The organism is Gemmatimonadota bacterium, from assembly GCA_040388535.1.
Classification (GTDB): Bacteria; Gemmatimonadota; Gemmatimonadetes; order Gemmatimonadales; family GWC2-71-9; genus Palsa-1233.
This window is the reverse complement of record JAZKBR010000008.1, coordinates 18,313-37,966: the sequence shown is the minus strand read 5'-3', so window position 1 is coordinate 37,966 and position 19,654 is coordinate 18,313. Positions and strand designations below refer to the sequence as shown.

Genomic DNA, 19,654 nt, shown 5'->3' with positions numbered 1-19,654 from the left:
CCCGCCTGCGCCTTTACTCGAGCACTGGCAACACCATTCCCACCGCACGAACTCGATCGACCACCTTGTCGGCAATCTCCCGCAGCATCACCGCCGCCGCCGAGTTCGGCGCGGCCACCACGATCGGTTCGCCCTGGTCGGCCGAGTAAGCCAGCCCCTGCTGCAGCGGCACCATGCCGAGCAGTGGTGAACTGATCTCATCGGCGAGGCGCTCGCCACCGCCGACCCCGAAGAGATCGTGACGCATGCCGGTGATCGGATCGAGGAAGCCGCTCATGTTCTCGACGATACCGAGAATCGGCACGTTCACCCGCTCGAACATCTTCGCCCCGCGCAGCGCATCGCCCACGGCGACTTCCTGCGGCGTGGTCACGATGATCGCGCCATTCACGAGCACCTGCTGCACCAGCGAGAGCTGGGCGTCGCCGGTACCCGGCGGCATATCGACAAAGAGAAAGTCGAGCTCGCCCCACTCCACATCGTGCAGGAACTGGTGGATCACCTTGGTGATGATCGGCCCGCGCCAGATGGCGGGCGCATCACGATCGACGAGGAAGCCGATCGACATCAGCTTGAGTCCATAGGCCTCGAGTGGAATGATCCGGCCGTTCTGCACCGTGGGGCGCTCGTAGACGCCAATCATTCGCGGCAGGTTCGGTCCGTAGAAGTCGGCGTCCATGATGCCGACCTTGAAGCCGCGCTCCGCCAGTGCCACCGCGACATTCACCGCGACCGTGCTCTTGCCGACCCCGCCCTTCCCCGACGATACCGCGATCACCTTGCCCAGCCCGGCGATCTCCATTGGCGTCGGCGCGGGGACGCCCGTCGCGGCACTCTGCGGCGCGCCGTGCGTGGTTGCGGGTGGACCCGCCGGATCGGTGACCTGGATTCTGGGTTGCGGCAATCCGGCCGTGGTGAGCGCCTGCCGAGCCTGCCGGACCAGCGTGGCGGGATCTTCGCGCCGAAGCAGGAAGGTGAAGGAGGCTTCGCCGCTGGATTCGTCGACCACCAGGTCGCTGATCATCCCGGCGGCCACGAGGCCGGTGCCGGTGCGCGGATTGGACACAGAGTCGAGCGCGGCGCGAACCTGCGCCTCACGGGTGCCACTCATGATGCGATATCCCTCTAGACCGCTTCGACCAGCTTGACCTCTGGTACCGACTGCCGAAGCCTGGTCTCGATGCCTTGCTTAAGCGTGATGGTGGAGGCCGCGCACCCCTTGCAGGTGCCACCGAGGCGCACGAACAGCTTCCCTTCGAGGGGGTCGAAGTCGATGACCTCGAGCGTCCCCTTATGGGAAGCGATATAGGGCCGGATCGTCTGCAGCCCCTGCTCGATTCGCTCGAAAACGTCCACCGCTGATTCCGTCGTCATGAACACCTTCCCTTTCGTGCCGGGAAGCTAGTCCGGGCAGCGGGTCATACAAGGGGATCTCAGGCCCCGGCCAGGTACTTCCGGGCTCCCGCGAGCACCGTGGCCTGCACCTCGGCGAGTGAGCCGTGGATCGCCACGCCGGCGGCCTTGGTGTGCCCGCCGCCACCGAACTGCTTGGCCAGCGCGGCCACATCGACCTGCCCCACGCTGCGCAGGGAGACCTTGACCCGGCCCCCCGACATCTCGCGGAAGAGGAGTGCCATCCGCACCCCGCGAATCGAGCGTGCGTGCTCCACGGCCCCGTCGAGGTCATCGGGGTCGACCTCGTGACGTTCGAGGGCGCCAGGCGGCACGGTGACCCATGCGAGCCCCAGTGGCATCTCCACCACGAGGGTCTGCAGCACTTCGGCGAGAAGTCGTGGCCGACCGATCGGCGCACTGGCATAGACGTCGAGGTAGATCTGCTCGGTGTCGACACCGAGGGCGAGCAGCTCGGAGGCAATCTGCAGGGTGCGGGGCCGGGTGTTCGAGAAGCGGAAGCCGCCGGTGTCGGTCACCAGTGCCACATAGAGCGCACGCGCAGCTTCGAGCGGGACCGCCCAGCCGAGCTCGCGAGCGAGCAGGTAGATCAGCTCGCCGGTGGCGGCCGCACTGTCGTCCACATACCGCGGCCCGGGCGGCAGGACTCCGGCGCTGGCGTGATGGTCGATGCACCCCACCGGAACGCCACGATCGCGCACCGTGTCAGCGAGCCCGCCGAGTCGACTCAGGTCGGCGATGTCGAGCACCAGGATCGCATCGGCGCGACGAAGTTCCTTGACGCCCTGCTGCGACTTGTCGACGCCCTTGAGGTCAGCGAAGAGGAAGTCGAAGCGCTCGGGGGTCGCCGTGGGGTTCGTGATGATGGCTTCGATCCCCTGTGCCCTGAGGATATGCACCAGCCCGACTTCCGAGCCGAGGCCGTCACCATCGGGGTTCACATGGGTCGTGAGGCAGAGCCTGCCGGAACGAACGAGCGCCGCGACCTGTTGGGCCGCAGCGCTCGTCGTGGTAGGAGGTGTTGACGTCATTCCGGAAACGTAATCAGGCCTGACCCGTTCGCCGCGACGGGCTCACTTCGGGACAGTCCCCGCTTCGCGCTGCTGCTGCAGCACACTGTGCTTCTTGCCGTACCCGAAGTAGATCGCAAAGCCGATGATCAACCAGACGATCAGCCGGATCCAGGTATCGCCCGGCAGCGTCGCCATCAGGCCCAGGCAGCAGACAATGCCCATGATCGGCACGAACGGGACCCAGGGCGTCTTGAACGGACGCTCGAGATCGGGGCGAGTCTTCCGCAGCACCATCACGCCGTAGCAGACCAGCACGAATGCGAGCAGCGTGCCGATGTTCACCAACTGCCCCAGCAACTGCAGTGGCAGCACGCCGGTCGCGAGGCCGACGGCCACACCGGTGAAGATGGTCGAGAGGTACGGCGTGCGATACTTCGGATGCACCGCAGCCGCCCACTTGCCGAGCAATCCATCGCGCGACATCGAGTAGAACACCCGCGACTGACCCAGGAGCATCACCAGAATCACCGAGCCGAGGCCGAGCACGGCACCAACATCGATGAGGATGCGGATCCATGCCGGTGCGCCGACCTTCTCGATCGCGTAGGCAACCGGCGCCGCCACGTTGAGTTCGGTGTACGGCACCATGCCGGTGAGGATCGCGGAGACCGCGACGTAGAGCAGCGTGCAGATCGCCAGCGAACCCAGGATGCCGATCGGCAGGTCACGCTGCGGGTTCTTCGCTTCCTGCGCCGCCGTCGAGACGGCATCGAAGCCGATGTACGCGAAGAAGACCATCCCCGCGCCGCGCAGCACGCCGGACGGACCGAAGGTGCCCCACTGACCGGTGTTCGCCGGAATGAACGGATGCCAGTTGGCCGGCGTGATATGCCCGAGCCCGACGAAGATGATCAGCATCACGATCAGGAGCTTGAGCACCACGATGAAGTTGTTGACGCTCGCTGATTCCTTGATGCCGATCACCAGAATGGTGGACATCAGCGCGACGATGAAGACCGCCGGCAGGTTGACGAGCGCGCCGGTGAGATTCAATCCCGAATGCACGCAGCCGGCCACTGCCGCGGTCACTTCCGCAGAAGTGCACCACTGCGTCGGCGAGTTGGTGAGATTCGCCGGCAACACGATGCCGAAGTTCTTGAAGAGATCGACCAGGTGTCCCGACCAGCCCACCCCGACCGTGGCTGCGCCAGCGGCGTACTCGAGCACCAGATCCCAGCCGATGATCCAGGCGATCAGTTCGCCCATCGTGGCGTAGGAGTACGTGTAGGCGCTGCCGGCCACCGGCACCGCACTCGCCATCTCGGCGTAGCAGAGCCCGGCGAAGGCACAGGCGATGCCGACGAGGATCATCGAGATCGGCACGGCCGGACCGGCGTGCAGCGCTGCGGCCTGTCCGGTCAGGACGAAAATGCCCGCGCCGATGATCGCCCCGATGCCGAGCGCCGTGAGGTTGGTCGCGCTTAGCGATCGCTTCAGGGAGTGTTCGCCGACCTCGTCGGCTTCGGCACGGAGTGCGGTAATGGACTTGGTCGCCCAGATGCTCATGGCGGAACTCCGGAGGGTGAAAGACTGCCGGGACCAGTGACGCTCCGAAAAGTGCTCGGAGGGCACTGGCCCCGGAAGGGAACTACGTCAGGCAGCGGTCAGGCGTTTCCGCGCTCACGCTTGCCCAGGCGGGAATGGCTCGCGCCATAGCCGAAGTAGATGACCAGACCGATCGCCATCCAGACCGCGAGACGGATCCAGGTGTCGGCCGGGAGGCCGTACATCATGTAGCCGCAGATGGCGATGCCGAGAATCGGCACCAGTGGCACCATCGGGGTGCGGAACGGGCGTTCCAGCTCCGGACGCTTGACGCGCAGAACCCAGATGCCGCCGCAGACAATCACGAAGGCCAGCAGGGTGCCGATCGACACCAGTTCACCGAGCAGTGCGATCGGGAACATCCCGGCAACGATGGCAGCCACCACACCGGTGATGATCGTGGCAATCCAGGGCGTGCCGTACTTCTCGTGCACCTTGCCGAACACCTTCGGCAGCAGGCCGTCACGCGACATCGCATAGAAGATGCGCGGCTGGCCCATCAGCATGACGAGCACAACCGACGCGAGGCCGGCGATGGCACCGATGTTGACGAGGAAGCCAAGCCACTTGAGCGCCGGACCGGCCTTCTCGATCGCGACGTACACCGGGTGCGCCACGTTGAGTTCGCTGTAGTGCGCCATGCCGGTCATCACCAGCGCCATCGCGATGTAGAGCACGGTACAGACGGCGAGTGAGCCGAGAATGCCGATCGGGAGGTCACGCTGCGGGTTCTTCGCTTCCTGCGCGGCCGTCGACACGGCATCGAAACCGATGTAGGCAAAGAAGATCACGCCCGCGCCGCGGAGGATGCCGCTCCAGCCGAAGTGGCCCGACTCGCCGGTGTTGACCGGGATGAACGGATGCCAGTTGGCGGTGTTGACGTACTTCGATCCGAAGAAGATCACCAGCAAGACGATCGCGACCTTGACGTACACGATCACGTTGTTGAAGCGCGCCGACTCCTTGATGCCGAGCACCAGCAGTGCGGTGAGCGCGAGCACCAGCAGCATCGCCGGCACATTGAGCACACCCTGGCCGAGCGTGAAGCCCTTCGAGACACAGTCGGCAATCGTGATGGCCGTGCGGGAGACCGCATCGACGGCAACGCCCCCGGTCGCCGGGTCAACGCAGAGCTGCGCGCGCACCAGCGTGTGGGTGCCCTCCACCGTGAACGGTGCGCCAGCAAAGGCAGCCGGCAGGTGGAGACCGATCGACGAGAGGAACGCGGTGAAATACCCCGACCAGCCCACCGCGACCGTGGACGCGGCGAAGAGGTATTCGAGAATCAGGTCCCAGCCGATGATCCAGGCGACCAGCTCACCCAGCGTCGCGTAGCCATAGGTATACGCGCTGCCGGCCACCGGAATCATCGACGCGAACTCGGCGTAGCAGAGTCCGGCGAAGAGACAGCCGAAGCCCGCGATGACGAAGGAGATGACGATGGCGGGTCCGGCGAAGTTCGCTGCTGCCGTGCCGGTGAGGACGAAGATGCCTGCGCCGATGATCGCGCCGATGCCGAGGAGGACGAGGTTGGTGGCCGACAGGGAGCGTTTGAGGCTGGGGCCGCCCTCATCGTCGGGGATCACTTCGGTCATGGACTTGGTTCGGAACAGGCTCACGGCTTTGACCCCGGAGGAGAGAACTCCTCCCGTTGAGGTTACAGGCAGGGCATTGAACTGGGTGGTAAAGCGGTACGGGGGTGGAACAGGACTTAAGCGTAAGCGCCGGAAGGCGATCAGGCCAGATCAGCCCGATCGCCCCCGGTTAGTCAGACGCTGTAATTTGGCGCTTCCCGGGTGATCGTGACATCATGGGGGTGCGACTCCCGGAGGCCAGCCGAAGTCACCTGGACGAACTCGGTGTCGCGCTGCAGGGCGGCGATGTCGACCACGCCGCAGTACCCCATCCCGCTCCGAAGCCCACCGACCATCTGGAAGAGGACGTCGGAGACCGGCCCCTTGTAGGGCACGCGGCCCTCGATCCCCTCGGGGACGAGCTTGGACGGCGAGACCTCCCCATCCTGGAAGTAGCGGTCGGCCGAGCCGTCCTGCATCGCGCTCATCGATCCCATGCCGCGGATCAACTTGAAACGCCGGCCCTCGGCCAGGATGCTCTCACCCGGGCTCTCTTCGGTGCCGGCGAGCATCGAGCCCATCATCACGCAGGCCGCGCCGGCCGCGAGCGCCTTGACGACGTCGCCCGAATACTTGATGCCGCCATCGGCAATGACCGGCACGTCGCCGGCGCCGCGCACCGCATCGACAATGGCAGTGATCTGCGGCACGCCGACACCAGTGACGACGCGCGTGGTGCAGATCGAGCCCGGGCCGATGCCGACCTTCACGGCATCGACACCACGCTCGACCAACGCGCGGGCACCCGACTCGGTCGCGATGTTGCCACCCACGAGCTGGATATCGGGGAACATCTCGCGCAGGTCGGCGACCGTGTTGAGAACGCCATCGGAGTGACCGTGCGCGGAATCGACGACAATGACATCAACACCGGCGCCGACGAGTGCTGCGGCGCGCGCCATCGCCTCGGCCCCTGCCCCGACCGCTGCCGCCACGCGGAGCCGGCCGTGCTGGTCCTTGTTGGCATCGGGGTGGTCGCGACGCTTGAAGATGTCCTTGACCGTGATGAGACCCTTGAGCACGCCATCGCCATCGACCACCGGCAGCTTCTCGATGCGGTGCCGTGCGAGGATCGCTTCGGCATCGGCGAGCGAGGTGCCCACGGGAGCGGTGATCAGCCCTTCACTGGTCATCGCATCGGCGATCGGTCGATCCATGCTCGACTCGAACTGCAGGTCGCGATTGGTGATGATCCCGATGAGCCGGCCATTGCCGTCGACAATCGGCACGCCGGAAATCCGGAAGCGACGCATCAGCGCGTGCGCTTCGCGAATCGGTCGCTCGGGACCGAGCGTGATCGGATTGAGGATCATCCCGCTCTCACTGCGCTTCACGCGATCGACTTCGGCGGCCTGCCGATCGATCGACATGTTCTTGTGGATCACGCCGATCCCGCCGGAGCGCGCCATGGCAATTGCCATTTCGGCTTCGGTGACCGTGTCCATCGCAGCCGCGACGAGCGGAATATTGAGCGGGATGGTGCGAGTGAAGCGGGAGGCGGTCAGGACCGTTCGAGGGTGGACACTCGAATGTCGCGGGACCAGGAGAACGTCATCGAACGTGAGGGCGTAGCCCGGGCGAAGCCGTGTCATTGCTGCGACCACCGTCGCGCCGGGACCAGTCGTGGTATTTCCATCGGGAAGAATAGCGAGCGCCGCCGCCGGAAATCAACCGGCGGCGGGGAACTCCTTCTTGCGCCAGATCAGGTAGACCGGGATCCCCAGGGCCACGATGATCAGACCCGGCCAGGTAAAGAGCGGCTTCTTCAGCAGCAGGACCACCATCAGGCCGGCCGCCGCCACGAGGTAGAGCCCCGGGACCACCGGGTATCCCCAGGCCTTCACCGGGCGCGGCAGGTCGGGCTGGATCTTCCGGAGCCGGAAGAGGGCCAGCGTGGTCAGGAAGTAGAAGAGCACCGACGCGAAGATGACGTAGTCGAGCAGCTGGTTGTACGTGCCCGACAGACAGAGCACCGACGCCCAGGTGGCCTGCGTCACGAGGCCGAAGATCGGGGTCCGATGCACCGGGTGCAGTTCACCCGCCTTGCGGAAGAAGAGCGCGTCCTTGGCCATCGCGTAGTAGACGCGCGGACCCGCGAGTACGAGGCCGGCGTTGCAACCCAGCGTCGAGATCACGATGAAGCCTGCCATCACGAGGCCACCGACCGAACCGAGCATGGCCTCGACCGCGGCCGCACCGACCCGGTCCTGCGTGGCGTGCTGAATCCCGCGCGACACCGCGTCGGCACCGGCCGCATCGCCAACGAATGGCAGCACGTTGAGGTACGCCACATTGGAGAGGATGTAGAGCAGCGTCACGATCCCGGTGCCCAGCGCCAGCGCGCGCGGCAGGTTCTTCGTGGGCTCGCGAACTTCGGCCGCAGCGAAGGTGACGTTGTTCCACGAGTCACTCGAGAAGAGCGAACCGACCATCGCCGCGCCGATCACGGGCAGCATGGCAATGCTCCAGTCACCCGTGCCCCAGAACTGGCCGAAGTTCGCCGACGCCACGCTGGCATTGCGGAAGAAGAGCAGGCCGAGCACGACCAGCATTGCCAGTGCGGCGAACTTGATCACGGTCAGGAAGGTCTGCAACCGCGCGCCGAGTGAGACACCGCGCGCGTTGATCGCAGTCAGGATCACGATGCTTGCGATCGCGACGATGCGCTGCGCCGAGATGCCGATCGGAATCGCGTCAGTCGTGCCGGGAAGATGGATGCTGCCGAGCGAGACCGTGATGGTATCGGTGAGCGCGGGGAAGAAGATGCCGAGATACTTGGCCATCGCGACCGCGACCGCGGCGATGGTACCCGTCTGGATCACGGCGAAGAGCGTCCACCCGAAGAGAAAGCCCGCCGCCGGACTGAGGCCGTCGCGCAGGAAGACATACTGACCACCCGCCTTCGGCATCATCGCCGCGAGTTCGGCATAGGCCAGCGCACCGGCTACCGTCATGAAGCCGGTGAGGATCCACACCAGCATCAGGCCGCCAGGTCCCCACGCGTTCACCTCGCGACCGATCCCGGCCGAGACGATGAAGATGCCCGAGCCGATCATCGTCCCGACCACCAGGGAGATGGCCTGCCACGGGCCGATGCCGCGGACGAATTCGGTGGTCGACTTCTCGCTCACGTCGTGCTCCCGGTGCTGTCGTTGGGTGGAGTCGCGTCGGGTGGAGTTACCGGTGCAGCCGGCTTTGGTGCAGTGATGGTCTGGGCGGTCTTCGAAGCCTCGGCCACCACAGCCTGCGCGGCAGATGCGACACCCTTCATCACCTTGGACGCGCCATCGAAGAGACCCACGGTGCCGGAGATCGCATCGGCAGAGAGCTTCCCCGCACGCATCGCATCGGTCACCGTGTCAGTGATCTTCGAGAAGACGTTGCTGGGCGCGGCACGCTCGGCGTATTTGCTTTCGAGAAACTCGACATAGTCGAGTACCTGGAAGCCGCGCTCGTCGGAGAGGGTCTCGAGGCGCCGCAGCAACCGCTCCTTCAATTGTTCATTCACGGCGCCTCCACTGGCTCAATCGAGCCGGCGCACGAAGGTAAGGACCGGTGTCGGAAGGAAACGGGTCTTTCCGGCGCGGATGGTAGCGCGCACCTGAACCCGCGCGAGTGGTGGCAGCACCCGGAACTTCTCTGCGTCATCCGCACTTACGGTGAGATAGACGAAGCCGGTTTCGGGGAGCGGTCCGCGCGCCAGCACATAGGGCTGCCCCAGTGGCAGTTCCGGCCGGAGCTCATCGGCCTTCTGTACCGCGATGACCTGCAGCGACCAGTCCACCGTCTGCCCGACAAACTTGTCAGGCTCGGCCCGGATATCGGCCGCCGTGATGCCGCCACTGCTGGCGACGCCAATGGCCGCATCGCGCACCCACGACTCGATCCGGACCCGGCTCCACCCCGCGCGGTGCTCCAGCACTTCGGCGTGCACCGGCGTTTCGAGTGAGCCGATCGGTGGGCCATTCGGCTGGGCGGTAAGCGACGTCCCTGCAGCGACAGTTACGCCGGAAGCGTTGGCGGTCCCGGCCGTTGGTGCGGCCTCCGGCTTCGAGGCGGTCGGCTTCGACGCGTCGGGCTTGGCTGCAGCCGGGGGTGGCGGCGGAGGCGGCGGTGGTGGCGCGGGCTTGTCGGCGTTCCCCACGGCGCTCTTCGGCACCCAGCCGGTGCGCCGCACGTGAACCCATCCCGATTTCACTTCGACCCGATTGAAGAGCGCGCCGGCGCGGGCGAGGCCGAGCGTGGCGCCGCCACCCATCACGGCGCGAAGGGGCGAGCCGACGGCGAGATTGACCGCGACATCAAAGCCATCGCGTTTGTCGTCGCGCATCGCGTTACCGATGATCCAGCCCTCGACCGTGACTTCGGTCCAGGTCCCTTTGGTCGTGCCCGCGATCACCGGCGTTGTGCGACCGAGTCGTACCAGGCCGGTCCCGCCCGGCTCTTTGAGGAACTCGGTGTCGGTGGTGATGACCCGACGGTTGGCCTGCGCCCCTGCCGGCTTCGCGGGATTGGACTGCGCCGCTGCCGGCTTCGCCGGATTGGACTGCGCCGCTGCCGGCTTCGCCGGATTGGACTGCGCCGCGAGCGGCGCAGCTACACGACCCGAGAGAATTCCCAGGACAAGGAAGAGGCGAAATGGGGTGGCTGGGCGGGTTAGGTGCACTCGTCAGTCTACCGGGGCCGCGCGTGCGCGTCAAAGGGCTGGAGCCGGAGCAACCACCCTTTGCCGGGCACCACCGGGATCGACTCCCCGGGAGAGAAGGTGGCGGCAGGCTGGAATCCCTCGATCGCCGGGGCCACGATGCGCACCCTGGTGGAATCGAGGCCGAGTGCGCGCCAGTTGATCTGCAGCCGGACATCGACGGTGTCCTTGGCCCAGCTCGCGACAGCAACGAGCGACCCCTTCGGGCGCTGGTACGTCGTCGCGAGTACGTCGGGGCGTCCGGTTCGCACCGGTGTATCGGGCGCCCACCAGCCGCGGAGCTTCGCACCAGCAATGCCGAAGTCATCCCAGGCCTGCCAGAGCGCCCGAGGATCGCCGGCCCACGGAAGTCGGGCCGACATCCCGAAGAGCATCCCGCGCCACGGATTGCCACCACCCTGCAGCATCTCACCCATCAGGCCGAAGGGAATGCCCGAGAGCTCGACCAGCCAGTAGTCGGGCGGCGAGTCGTAGTTGAAATATTCGCCGAACCAGAGCCGGTCGATGTAGGGGAAATGCTCGAGGTAGAGATTCGCGGAGCTCGCGAAGCCATCGTTGTTGTTGAACTGATTCGCCGAGTGGAGATCGATCCGCTCACCCGGCGTTCCGTGCGAGGTCAGCACGCGGCGGATCCGCTGCATCGTCGTCCGGTCGAACGCCACATCATCGAGATAGATGCCATCGACGCCGGCATGTTCGGTCAGCCACTGCATTCCCTCGACATAGAAATTGTGCCAGCGCGAGACACCGCTCGTCACCAGCGCGACGTCGCGGAGTTCCGGCACCACCCAGCCGGTGATGTAGTCGCGTTGCACGTGCTCCTGCAGCCACGAATGCCCGCCGCCCGGTCCGGAGGCCAGCACTTCGCTGCCGAGGGTGCGCAGCGCCCAGAGCTCCGGCGCGTGGTAGGTCAGCTCGCGCACGGTGTAGTACACCTTGAAGCGCATTCCGGCGGCGTGGAGCGAATCGGCGTAGGCCTTCATCGCCTCAGGGCGAAGGAAGGGATAGTTGATCCACGGATTGATGCTGGTCGCGTGGTGGACGTTTACCAGGTTGGCACCGGCGGCACGCACCGTGTCGACCGGCTTGAAGGCGTGGTAGTAGCGGGTGCCGAAGTGCGTATCGGGATCGAGGGTGTGGAACGGCGTGATCAGCAGACGGAAGTTGAAGAAGAGGGTATCGCCCGGAGCGAGTGTGCGTGCGCCGCCGAAGCAGGTCGCCCGGTAGCTGGTACCGGCGGTGGCGAAGGTGCAGCCGCCCTTGCCGCCGTTGGACCACGAGCGCGGCATCACCAGCGGCTGCAGCTGGTAGAAGTTGGTGTTGAGCGGGCGGACGTATCGCTCATCCTTGAGCGTGAGCTGCACACCTGCGTTGACATCACCGAGCCAGACAGCGTCCTGATTCTTCTTGACGTCCCACGCCCACTGGTACTGCTCGGGTGTCGCGCCGCCCGGGCTGTTCATTCCCATCAGATAGCGCGCCACATCTCGCTGCATCGGCAGGACGAGCCGCACATCACCAAGTGCGGTGAGGCGATCGGCCGTGAGCGCCACCGTGTACTCGAGATTGCCGTCGAACTCGAGTTCGCCTCGCACGGCGAGCGCGAGGGAACCGGCGCGACTCGCCGCCGCAAAGCTGACCCGGGATGCGGTCTGCGAGACGACACGGACCGGACTGCTGCGCCAGGGCAGCACTGCACCCTGAGCATCCGCGACCTCGAGGGCCACTGGTCCGCTGAGCATCGGCCGAGCGCGTGCACTGAGGCCGGTCATCGCACCATCGAAGTACGAGCTGATCTGCCGTGGAAAACCAGTGGCACCAATCACGACCCGGCGGCCCGTGAGCGTGAAGCCGCCCGTCGGTGTCCCACGCACCGGTGCGTAAGGCGGTGTCGGCGCGCCCTCAGCCGCAAGGCGGGAATCGAGCCAGCGAAGTCGTGAGAGGCGCCACGGTTCATCGTCGCCGTGCCGCACGGCCATCGACTTCGCCACATCGAGCGCAATCGGCACCGACACGCGCTTCCCGGCTGCGGCAGTGACGACCGCACCTCCGGTGTAGCGACCGGGAGTCGCGTCGCGCGGCACCATCAGACCGCACCACACGGCGCCGACCGCACCGGCCGGGACCTGCACCCGACGATGAAACGGGCGTCCGATCCAGTCGCGGCCATCGGTGGTGATGCAGTTGAAGGCGCGAGCGGCAATGGTGCGCCCGGCCGGACCGCGCAATGCAGCGAACTCCACTCGGACCGAGTCGAGTGAGGTCAGCGCCCAGACGCCGAACTGGAAGGCGAAATACTCGTCGCGCTGTGCCGTTCCCTGCACGCCGGTCGGCGCACCATTCCCGATCCAGCGCTGCGGCAGTGCGTCAGTCATCTTGATCGGGCGGGTGCGATCCTCGGCGAACACCACGAACGGTGCGCGCCCCGCCGCCGTGCGCCGGGCCGCGACTTCACTGGCAGTCGCCGTCACTTCCATCGGCCAGATGAGCGACATCGAGTCGGCCGATTCGAAGGCGACCGTCTGCGCCGCGGGGAGCCGATCGCGCCGGGTGTGCACATCCCGCAACCATTCGCCGTTGCTGCTCGAGTCGGGCGCGGGGTAGCTGATCTTCGGATAGTTCGAGCGGACCGATCCGGTGTACGGCATATAGTAGAGGTAGTACTCGCCCATCCCGGCGCGTGGACGGAAGACCACGTCGCCCGAATCAGCGCGCACGGCAAGCGCCACCAGGTCGCTCACCCGATTGCCCAGAGCGTCCGTCACGATGATCCGCTTCCGTTCCGGCAGGGGATCCCGACGCCGCCATGCGATCCGCGCCCGGACCGCCGCGATATCGAAGGTCGAGTCGACGTGAAGTACCACGCGCTGGTTGCCCAGCGAATCGGCATTCCAGCGCCCGAGTCGGTACGGTGCGGTCTGCCCCGGGAGGATGCCGGGGAGGGTGACCGCGAGAGTCGCGGCCAGGACGAGCAGTCGAGCGCTGCACAAACGGGGCATCCAGCGACTCCAGGCGACTTGGGTGGGAATCTGGCGCCAAGTTTACCACCGACCCCGGCGATTGGCCCCCCCGCCGGGGCACGGCTAGTTTGACACGTCCCGACTGGCCCTTCTCCGGAGTATGCGTGGCCTCATCCCGATCATCCTCCCCGGTCATCCTCGCCGTGCTCGACGGCTGGGGCTGGCGCGAAGAGCGCGAAGGGAATGCGATCGCGATGGCAAACACCCCCACCTGGGACAAGCTGGTCGCGGGGGCGCCGCGTACCCTGCTGGAGGCGAGCGGCCTTCGCGTCGGACTCCCGGAAGGCCAGATGGGGAACTCCGAGGTGGGGCATCTCAATCTCGGCGCCGGTCGGGTGGTGCCTCAGGACCTCGTGCGCATCAATCAGTCCGTCACCAGCGGCGCGTTTGCCGGCCTCGATGCCATTACCGGGCTCGCTGAGCAGGTCAAGCGCACCGGGGGCACCCTGCACCTCGCCGGGCTGCTGGGCAACGGCGGCGTCCACGCCATCGACAGCCATCTGGTGGCGACCATCGCTGCCTTCATCGGGCTCGGTGTCACTCGCGTCGCGATCCACGGTTTCCTCGACGGCCGCGACTCGGCACCGACTTCGGCCGCTGATGTCGTGGCGCGCCTGCAGCAGGAGATCGCCCGGGTCGGTGGTGGTCGGACGGTGCTCGCGACCCTTACCGGCCGGTACTTCGCGATGGATCGCGACAAGCGGTGGGAGCGCATCCGGCTCGCCACCGATGCCATGCTCCATGGCAAAGGCGCGCCGATTACCGATGCGGTCGCCGGGATTCGCGACGCCTACTCGCGCGGCGAGACCGACGAATTCATCAAGCCACTCGTCCTGATGGCCGGCACGGAACCGGTCGCCTCGATCCGGCCGGGCGATGCGATCTTCTTCTGCAATTACCGCTCCGATCGGATGCGCCAAATTGTGGCGGCGCTCTGCGTCCCCGGCTTCGATGGCTTTGACGTGGGTACCGTGGCCCCGCTACCGGCCGCCACGATGACCCAGTACGACCAGACCTTCCCGATTCCCCAGGCATTCCCGCCTTTCTCGATGGCGCGAATCCTGGCCGAGGTTCTCAGCGTCGTGGGAAAGACGCAGTTTCGCACGGCCGAGACCGAGAAGTACCCGCACGTCACGTACTTCTTCAATGGTGGGCACGAACCGCCGTGGCCGGGGGAGGAGCGCGAACTGGTGCCGTCGCAGAAGGTGGCGACCTACGACCTTGCCCCCGAGATGAGCGCGGCTGGAATTACCGATGTGCTGACCCGGGCAATCGCGCAGCATCACCACGACTTCTATCTGGTAAATTTCGCCAACGCCGACATGGTGGGACACACCGGCGTCATTCCGGCGGTGATTCGTGCGGTGGAAACCGTTGATTTCGCCCTGAGCCGGATTCTCCCGGTCGCAGAACGGGCCGGGGCGCGGATGCTGATCACCGCCGACCACGGCAATGCCGAGATGATGATCGACCCGGTCACTGGTGGCCCCCATACGGCGCACACCACGAATCCGGTCCCGTTCCTGACTGTGGGCGACGGTGTCAACGCCCTGCGCACCGGTGGTGCGCTGTGCGATGTCGCTCCGACCATTCTTGCCCTTCTTGGCCTCGAGCAGCCGGCCGAGATGACTGGGCGTTCCCTGCTGCTCTGACAGGTGTCTGTGATGCGTCGGTTCCTGCTTCCCGTCGTGCTGACTCTCCTGGCGGCCGTGCCTGCTGCGGCGCAGGTCGGTTACGATCCGTCGCTCTCGCCGTTCCGTGATGTTCGCCACGGTCGTTATCTCGAGCTCTTTGCCGGACGGATGTTCGGCAGTGGCGGCTCGATTCCCGTCGGCCCGCGCGATGGCACCGTCATGGGCGCCCGCGTGGATTTCCGGGCGAAGAACACGGTCCAGGTCGCCTTTGGAGCCTGGTACGCCAGCACCGTACGCAACATTGTCGATGCCGACGACTCGGTCGCGACGCGCGTCAAGCCGGCGATCGATCATCACCTGCTCGGCGGCGAGATCTCGCTGCAGTTCAATCTGACCGGTGGCAAGTCGTGGCGCGGCATTGCACCGTACGCCGGGGTAGGGATCGGCGTCGTGAAAGGGCAGAAGACACCGGCGGCCGACACGTCGGGATACACCTTCGGCACCAAGCTCTTCTTTGCGCCGAACATCGGGACCCGCCTCATCCTCAGCGAGCGCACCTTCGTCAAGGTGGAAGCCAAGGCGTACTTCTGGAGCCTCAAGTATCCCGTCAGCTACTCTGATGAACCCTCGAAGCAACCAGGCACGGGCGATGTCATCAACGCGGTCAACGCGACTGGCAAGCGCAGCAGCTACGTCCCCGTGCCGGCGCTGCAGTTCGGCTTCGGCTATTCGTTCTGACCGCCATGCACTGCGCGCTGACCCGGGTGGTGTCGTTCTACGCCAGGCATCAGTACCCGGGAAGTACCGCGCACGGGCACCTGTATCAGGTCGCGGTTACCGTCACGGGGACCCTCGATCCGGTCACCCAGTCGGTGATCGACCTCGCGACTCTTGACGAGATCCTTACGATGGCGATCACTACTCCTCTTGGGGGTCGCCATCTTAACGACGCCATTGCGGAGTTCGCCTCCGGTGCGCGCTGGCCAACGTGTGAAGCGATCGCCGCGTGGTGTTGGCGGGAGATCGCCGGCCGTCTCCCTGCTACCTCCCGCCTCGAGCGAGTTCGCGTGGCGGAAGACAATACGCTCTGGGCCGAGTGCACCGGCCCGACCTGATTCCCCACTCGCTCCGTTGGCCGGAGGCTCCGATGCCCCGTCGTTCCCGCACCATCCGCGTCCTTGTCCCGCTTGCCGCATTGTTCACCGGATTCGTCGCGCCGCTGACGGCTCAGCGGACGCACGACGAGTCGCGACTGGTCATCGGCGTCGCGGGCGGGTGGATCGGCGCGAAGGATCTCTGGTCGGTGCAGCAACCGGTGACCGCAGCCGCCGCGACGAATGATCTCTTCGATCTCCATCGTTCGCTGCGATCGAACATCACGCTGTCGGGCCAGATGACCTACTTCTCGACGCCGCACTTCGGACTCACGGGCGAGGCCACCTATCTCGGCATCGGGACGCACGATCGCTGCTCGCGGATCAATCCGACCAACGACTTCGTCAACGAGCTTGCCTGCTTTTCCATCAACGGCAAGGACCGGTCGGCGTCGGGCGTGGCCCTGATGGGCGGTATCGTGTTGCGACCGTTGTCGCGATCGCTCTTCCAGCCCTATCTCCGCGCGCTCGGCGGGCTTTCGCTGGTGCCGCGCAGCACGGTCGAACTGGTGGCGTCGTTCGGCACGGTCAATGAGGGTGCCCTGCCGATCTATCTCGGCAACAAGGCTCACGAAGTCCGCCCCACGGGCGCCATCGGGATTGGCATCGCGACGGCACCGCGCTCCGGGTATCAGGTGCGACTCGAGGCGCGGAATACCTGGGTGAGTCTCCTGACCGTGACTGGCCCGACCGAGAAGGAGAACATGCCGGCCAACGCCAAGGCGAAGTACTTCGCTCTCCCCACCATCACGCTCGGCTTCGATGTCGTGCTCGAGAAGCGCCGAGGACGGCGCTACTGATCGAGGCGGAGGTGACCCCTCCCCGGCGGCATTCGGTGCGCGAGGCGGCGGATGCCATCATCGCGGTACTGGCCGTACAGCCGTCGCTCCGCGTGCCGCTGGCTGACAGCATCGGGCACGTTCTCGCCGAAGACATCCGCGCGCCGATCCCCCTGCCACCCTGGACCAACGCCGCGATGGACGGCTATGCCGTCCGGGCGACCGACGTGCGCGGCGCGAGCGCGGCCACACCGAAATCTTTACGGGTAGTCGAAGTGATTGCTGCAGGAGACGCGGTGATGCGTCCACTGCAGCAGGGCGAGGCGATGCGCATCTTCACCGGCGCGCCGGTGCCGCCTGGAGCGGATAGCGTCATCCGACAGGAGGACAGCGATCGCGGCATCGACGAGGTGGTGATCCTCGACCATCGCGACGCCGGCACGAATGTCCGCCCCGCTGGCGGCGATCTCGCGCTCGGCGCCGTGGCACTCACCGCTGGCACGGTCATTGGTCCGCATCAGCTCGGGTTGCTCGCGGCGCTCGGCGTGGCGCATCCGGTGGTCTATCGGAAGCCACGCGTCGGCGTGCTTGCGGGAGGCGATGAGCTGGTCTCGCTCGATCGTCGCGAGGAGATCCTCAGTGGCGAACGACTCGGCGATGTGAACGGCCCGGCGTTGCGTGCGCTGATCGAGGCGGCTGGTGGCATCGCGGTGCCGCTGGGGCTGGTCGCCGACGATCCGGCGGCATTGCGCGCGCGGATCGAAGCGGCGCAGGACGTCGACTTCATCATTACTGCTGGTGGTGTGAGTGTCGGCGATCACGACTACGTCCGCGAGGTCATGCAGGCGCTGGGCGTCAGGCCGATCGTACAGCGGGTGCGGATTCGCCCGGGTGGGCCGACCGCGTTCGGCGTGCTCCCCGATGGCCGCGGCTGGCTGGCACTCCCCGGCAATCCGGTGAGCGCGATGGTGACGTTCGAGTTGTTCGGCCGGCCGGCGATCCGGAAGATGATGGGGCACTCCGAGGTGTATCGCAGGATGATTCGGGTGGTGCTGGATGACGTGGTACAACCGGATCCGGCGCTGGATCTCTACCTGCGAGTGACCTTCACCTGGTCGGAGGATGGCGGGATGCCGCACGCAAAGCTGACCGGGCCGCAGGGCTCGGGGATGCTGACGAGTATGGCGCGAGCGGAGGGGTTGGTGGTGGTAGAATCAGGCCCGAATGCGGTCGCTGACCTAGTTGCAATCCGCTTCTAACCGCGCTTCATCCGGGGAGCAGCGGCGCCCGTCGCATCGAATACCGTCCCACCCGCGATGGTGTTCTGACCCACCTCCAGCAAGGTCGAAATAAGCATGACGGCTATGCTGGTGACATTAGGGGGCGGTTGAAGTGCCCCCGATCACCGGTCGAGCATGCCGCGAGCAACAGACAAAGGCCGAGTCCTTGCCGATTGGGCACGGACTCCACCTTTGCGATAATCGTCAATGTTGATCTACCCCAAAATCAAAGATCTGGGACATTCCAGCTCCCGCCGTCCCCTGCCCGCCCATGGCTGCCGGGAAGAAGGCGTACTCGCCAGGAAGGAGTGGTTCCTTCGGGATGACGCGATAGACACCTGCTCTGAGCCGCACGAATGTGAAGCGCACGACAGCCTTTTCATCGGTTCCGGACTGAGCGCTGAACGCCCCAACGGATGCTGTGGTGACTTCCCGGTTGCTCGTCTTCTTGTCGAGTCTCAGCAGCTTGAATTGGTTGGGGCTGGTCAGGGCCGCATACCAGGAGTTGTTTGAGCCCCCGAGCGAGGCTGTGGATTTTTCGAAGACGAAGTAGAACTCGACGTCCGCATCGGTCGTGCGGAGGGCCGCCTCTGAACCCCCGATGACGGCCTTCATCTTCGCCTTGGAGAGCCCCCCAGTCAGCGCAGAACCGAGCATGTTACTGGTCTTGCTGCCGTCGTAGCCGTTCGGCTCCAGCATCAAGTCGTCGTTGTCATCACCATGGAGGTGAATACCCGGCTCGCCAGGCAGGCGTGTCAGAAGTGGCTTCGGCTTCCGGGCACGCAGCGATGAGGTTGGCGAAGCAGTCGCCGCAGTGTTCTCCGCCGGCCCACCCTTGGCCATGGGCCGCGGTTCCCTGGCAGGGGGCGCTTGCGGTGCCGGCTCCTCCTCGGGGGCCGAGGCTCGCGGCGCAACGACGGTCGCCGCTGGCGGTACGGCCTCCCCCCCACGCGGCGCTGACAGCATCAACTTGATGATCTCCTTCGGCACCTTTGCCTCATTCAACTTCACCAAACCCGTGGGACTCACGTCGTAAGCGGCCGGACTCGACTTCATTTTCTGGAGGATCAAGTCCTTGGGAAGTTTCCCGACGACCATATCAATGACTGACTGATTCGAGAGTGCTTGCTCCTGACTGGCCATCGGAAGGACGAAGCACGTTGAGGACAGCAGCAGCATCGATAGGCGTCGTGACATCGCGATTTCGGTCCGGTTTCGGGGAGCAGGGCGGTGCCGTGCTGATCCCTAAGGCTGCCATGTCTCCGTGATCCACCCGTCATCCACGTCAATAGGCGATGCCTCCCAGAGTGCACTCGCTCGGCTTCGCAGAAACCCGCAGCCCGCGCCCAGCCACCGGATTCAACCCATATAACGCCCAATTCACGCCCCCTCCTTGCCGCCTGCCGAACCCCGCTAC

16 protein-coding genes are annotated in these 19,654 nt (G+C 65.8%); 5 read left to right on the top strand and 11 right to left on the bottom strand.

What is annotated here, in order from left to right; translation table 11 throughout:
* Positions 1–13: 13 nt before the first annotated feature.
* From V4558_15025 to V4558_14980, 10 genes are all read right to left on the bottom strand, one after another.
* The gene (locus V4558_15025) at positions 14–1,111 is read right to left on the bottom strand and encodes an Mrp/NBP35 family ATP-binding protein (GenBank protein ID MES2306814.1); all 1,098 of its coding nucleotides are present in this window, start codon (positions 1,109–1,111) and stop codon (positions 14–16) included.
* A gap of 14 nt (positions 1,112–1,125) precedes the next feature.
* Positions 1,126–1,374: a NifU family protein gene (locus tag V4558_15020; protein ID MES2306813.1), complete on the bottom strand. Its 249-nt coding sequence runs from the start codon at positions 1,372–1,374 to the stop codon at positions 1,126–1,128.
* A 59-nt stretch (positions 1,375–1,433) separates the two neighbouring features.
* The gene (locus V4558_15015) at positions 1,434–2,444 is read right to left on the bottom strand and encodes a bifunctional oligoribonuclease/PAP phosphatase NrnA (protein ID MES2306812.1); all 1,011 of its coding nucleotides are present in this window, start codon (positions 2,442–2,444) and stop codon (positions 1,434–1,436) included.
* Positions 2,445–2,486: 42 nt separating this feature from the next.
* On the bottom strand, positions 2,487–3,992 hold the full coding sequence (locus V4558_15010; GenBank protein ID MES2306811.1) for an amino acid permease: 1,506 nt from the start codon (positions 3,990–3,992) through the stop codon (positions 2,487–2,489).
* 98 nt (positions 3,993–4,090) lie between these two features.
* Positions 4,091–5,626: an amino acid permease gene (locus V4558_15005; protein ID MES2306810.1), complete on the bottom strand. Its 1,536-nt coding sequence runs from the start codon at positions 5,624–5,626 to the stop codon at positions 4,091–4,093.
* 173 nt (positions 5,627–5,799) lie between these two features.
* The gene (guaB, locus tag V4558_15000; protein ID MES2306809.1) at positions 5,800–7,257 is read right to left on the bottom strand and encodes an IMP dehydrogenase; all 1,458 of its coding nucleotides are present in this window, start codon (positions 7,255–7,257) and stop codon (positions 5,800–5,802) included.
* Positions 7,258–7,332: 75 nt separating this feature from the next.
* Positions 7,333–8,796, bottom strand: coding sequence for an amino acid permease (locus V4558_14995; protein MES2306808.1), 1,464 nt, complete (start codon positions 8,794–8,796; stop codon positions 7,333–7,335).
* Positions 8,793–9,173, bottom strand: coding sequence for a hypothetical protein (locus V4558_14990; protein ID MES2306807.1), 381 nt, complete (start codon positions 9,171–9,173; stop codon positions 8,793–8,795). Before V4558_14990 ends, V4558_14995 begins: the two co-directional genes overlap by 4 nt.
* Before the next feature lie 15 nt (positions 9,174–9,188).
* Positions 9,189–10,331 (bottom strand): hypothetical protein, encoded by a 1,143-nt coding sequence (locus V4558_14985; GenBank protein MES2306806.1) that lies wholly within the window; start codon positions 10,329–10,331, stop codon positions 9,189–9,191.
* 8 nt (positions 10,332–10,339) lie between these two features.
* Entirely contained in the window at positions 10,340–13,369 is a 3,030-nt protein-coding gene (locus V4558_14980; GenBank protein MES2306805.1) for a glycoside hydrolase domain-containing protein, read from the bottom strand.
* A 125-nt stretch (positions 13,370–13,494) separates the two neighbouring features.
* On the opposite strand from V4558_14980, the gene gpmI reads away from it, so the two are divergent.
* Genes gpmI through glp form a run of 5 tightly spaced genes read left to right on the top strand, consistent with a single transcriptional unit; the run spans position 13,495 to position 18,216 of the window.
* A complete protein-coding gene (gpmI, locus tag V4558_14975; protein ID MES2306804.1) occupies positions 13,495–15,042 on the top strand; it encodes a 2,3-bisphosphoglycerate-independent phosphoglycerate mutase in 1,548 nt (515 codons plus the stop codon).
* Between the two features lie 12 nt (positions 15,043–15,054).
* The gene (locus V4558_14970) at positions 15,055–15,762 is read left to right on the top strand and encodes a hypothetical protein (GenBank protein ID MES2306803.1); all 708 of its coding nucleotides are present in this window, start codon (positions 15,055–15,057) and stop codon (positions 15,760–15,762) included.
* Between the two features lie 5 nt (positions 15,763–15,767).
* Entirely contained in the window at positions 15,768–16,139 is a 372-nt protein-coding gene (locus V4558_14965; protein ID MES2306802.1) for a 6-carboxytetrahydropterin synthase, read from the top strand.
* A gap of 32 nt (positions 16,140–16,171) precedes the next feature.
* The gene (locus V4558_14960; protein ID MES2306801.1) at positions 16,172–16,978 is read left to right on the top strand and encodes a hypothetical protein; all 807 of its coding nucleotides are present in this window, start codon (positions 16,172–16,174) and stop codon (positions 16,976–16,978) included.
* 11 nt (positions 16,979–16,989) lie between these two features.
* Positions 16,990–18,216 carry a gephyrin-like molybdotransferase Glp gene (glp, locus tag V4558_14955; protein MES2306800.1) on the top strand — a complete coding sequence of 409 codons (1,227 nt, stop codon included), beginning with the start codon at positions 16,990–16,992 and terminating at the stop codon, positions 18,214–18,216.
* A gap of 225 nt (positions 18,217–18,441) precedes the next feature.
* On the opposite strand, the gene V4558_14950 is transcribed toward glp, so the two are convergent.
* Complete coding sequence (locus V4558_14950) at positions 18,442–19,416, bottom strand: hypothetical protein (protein MES2306799.1); 975 nt, start codon at positions 19,414–19,416, stop codon at positions 18,442–18,444.
* Positions 19,417–19,654: the final 238 nt, after the last annotated feature.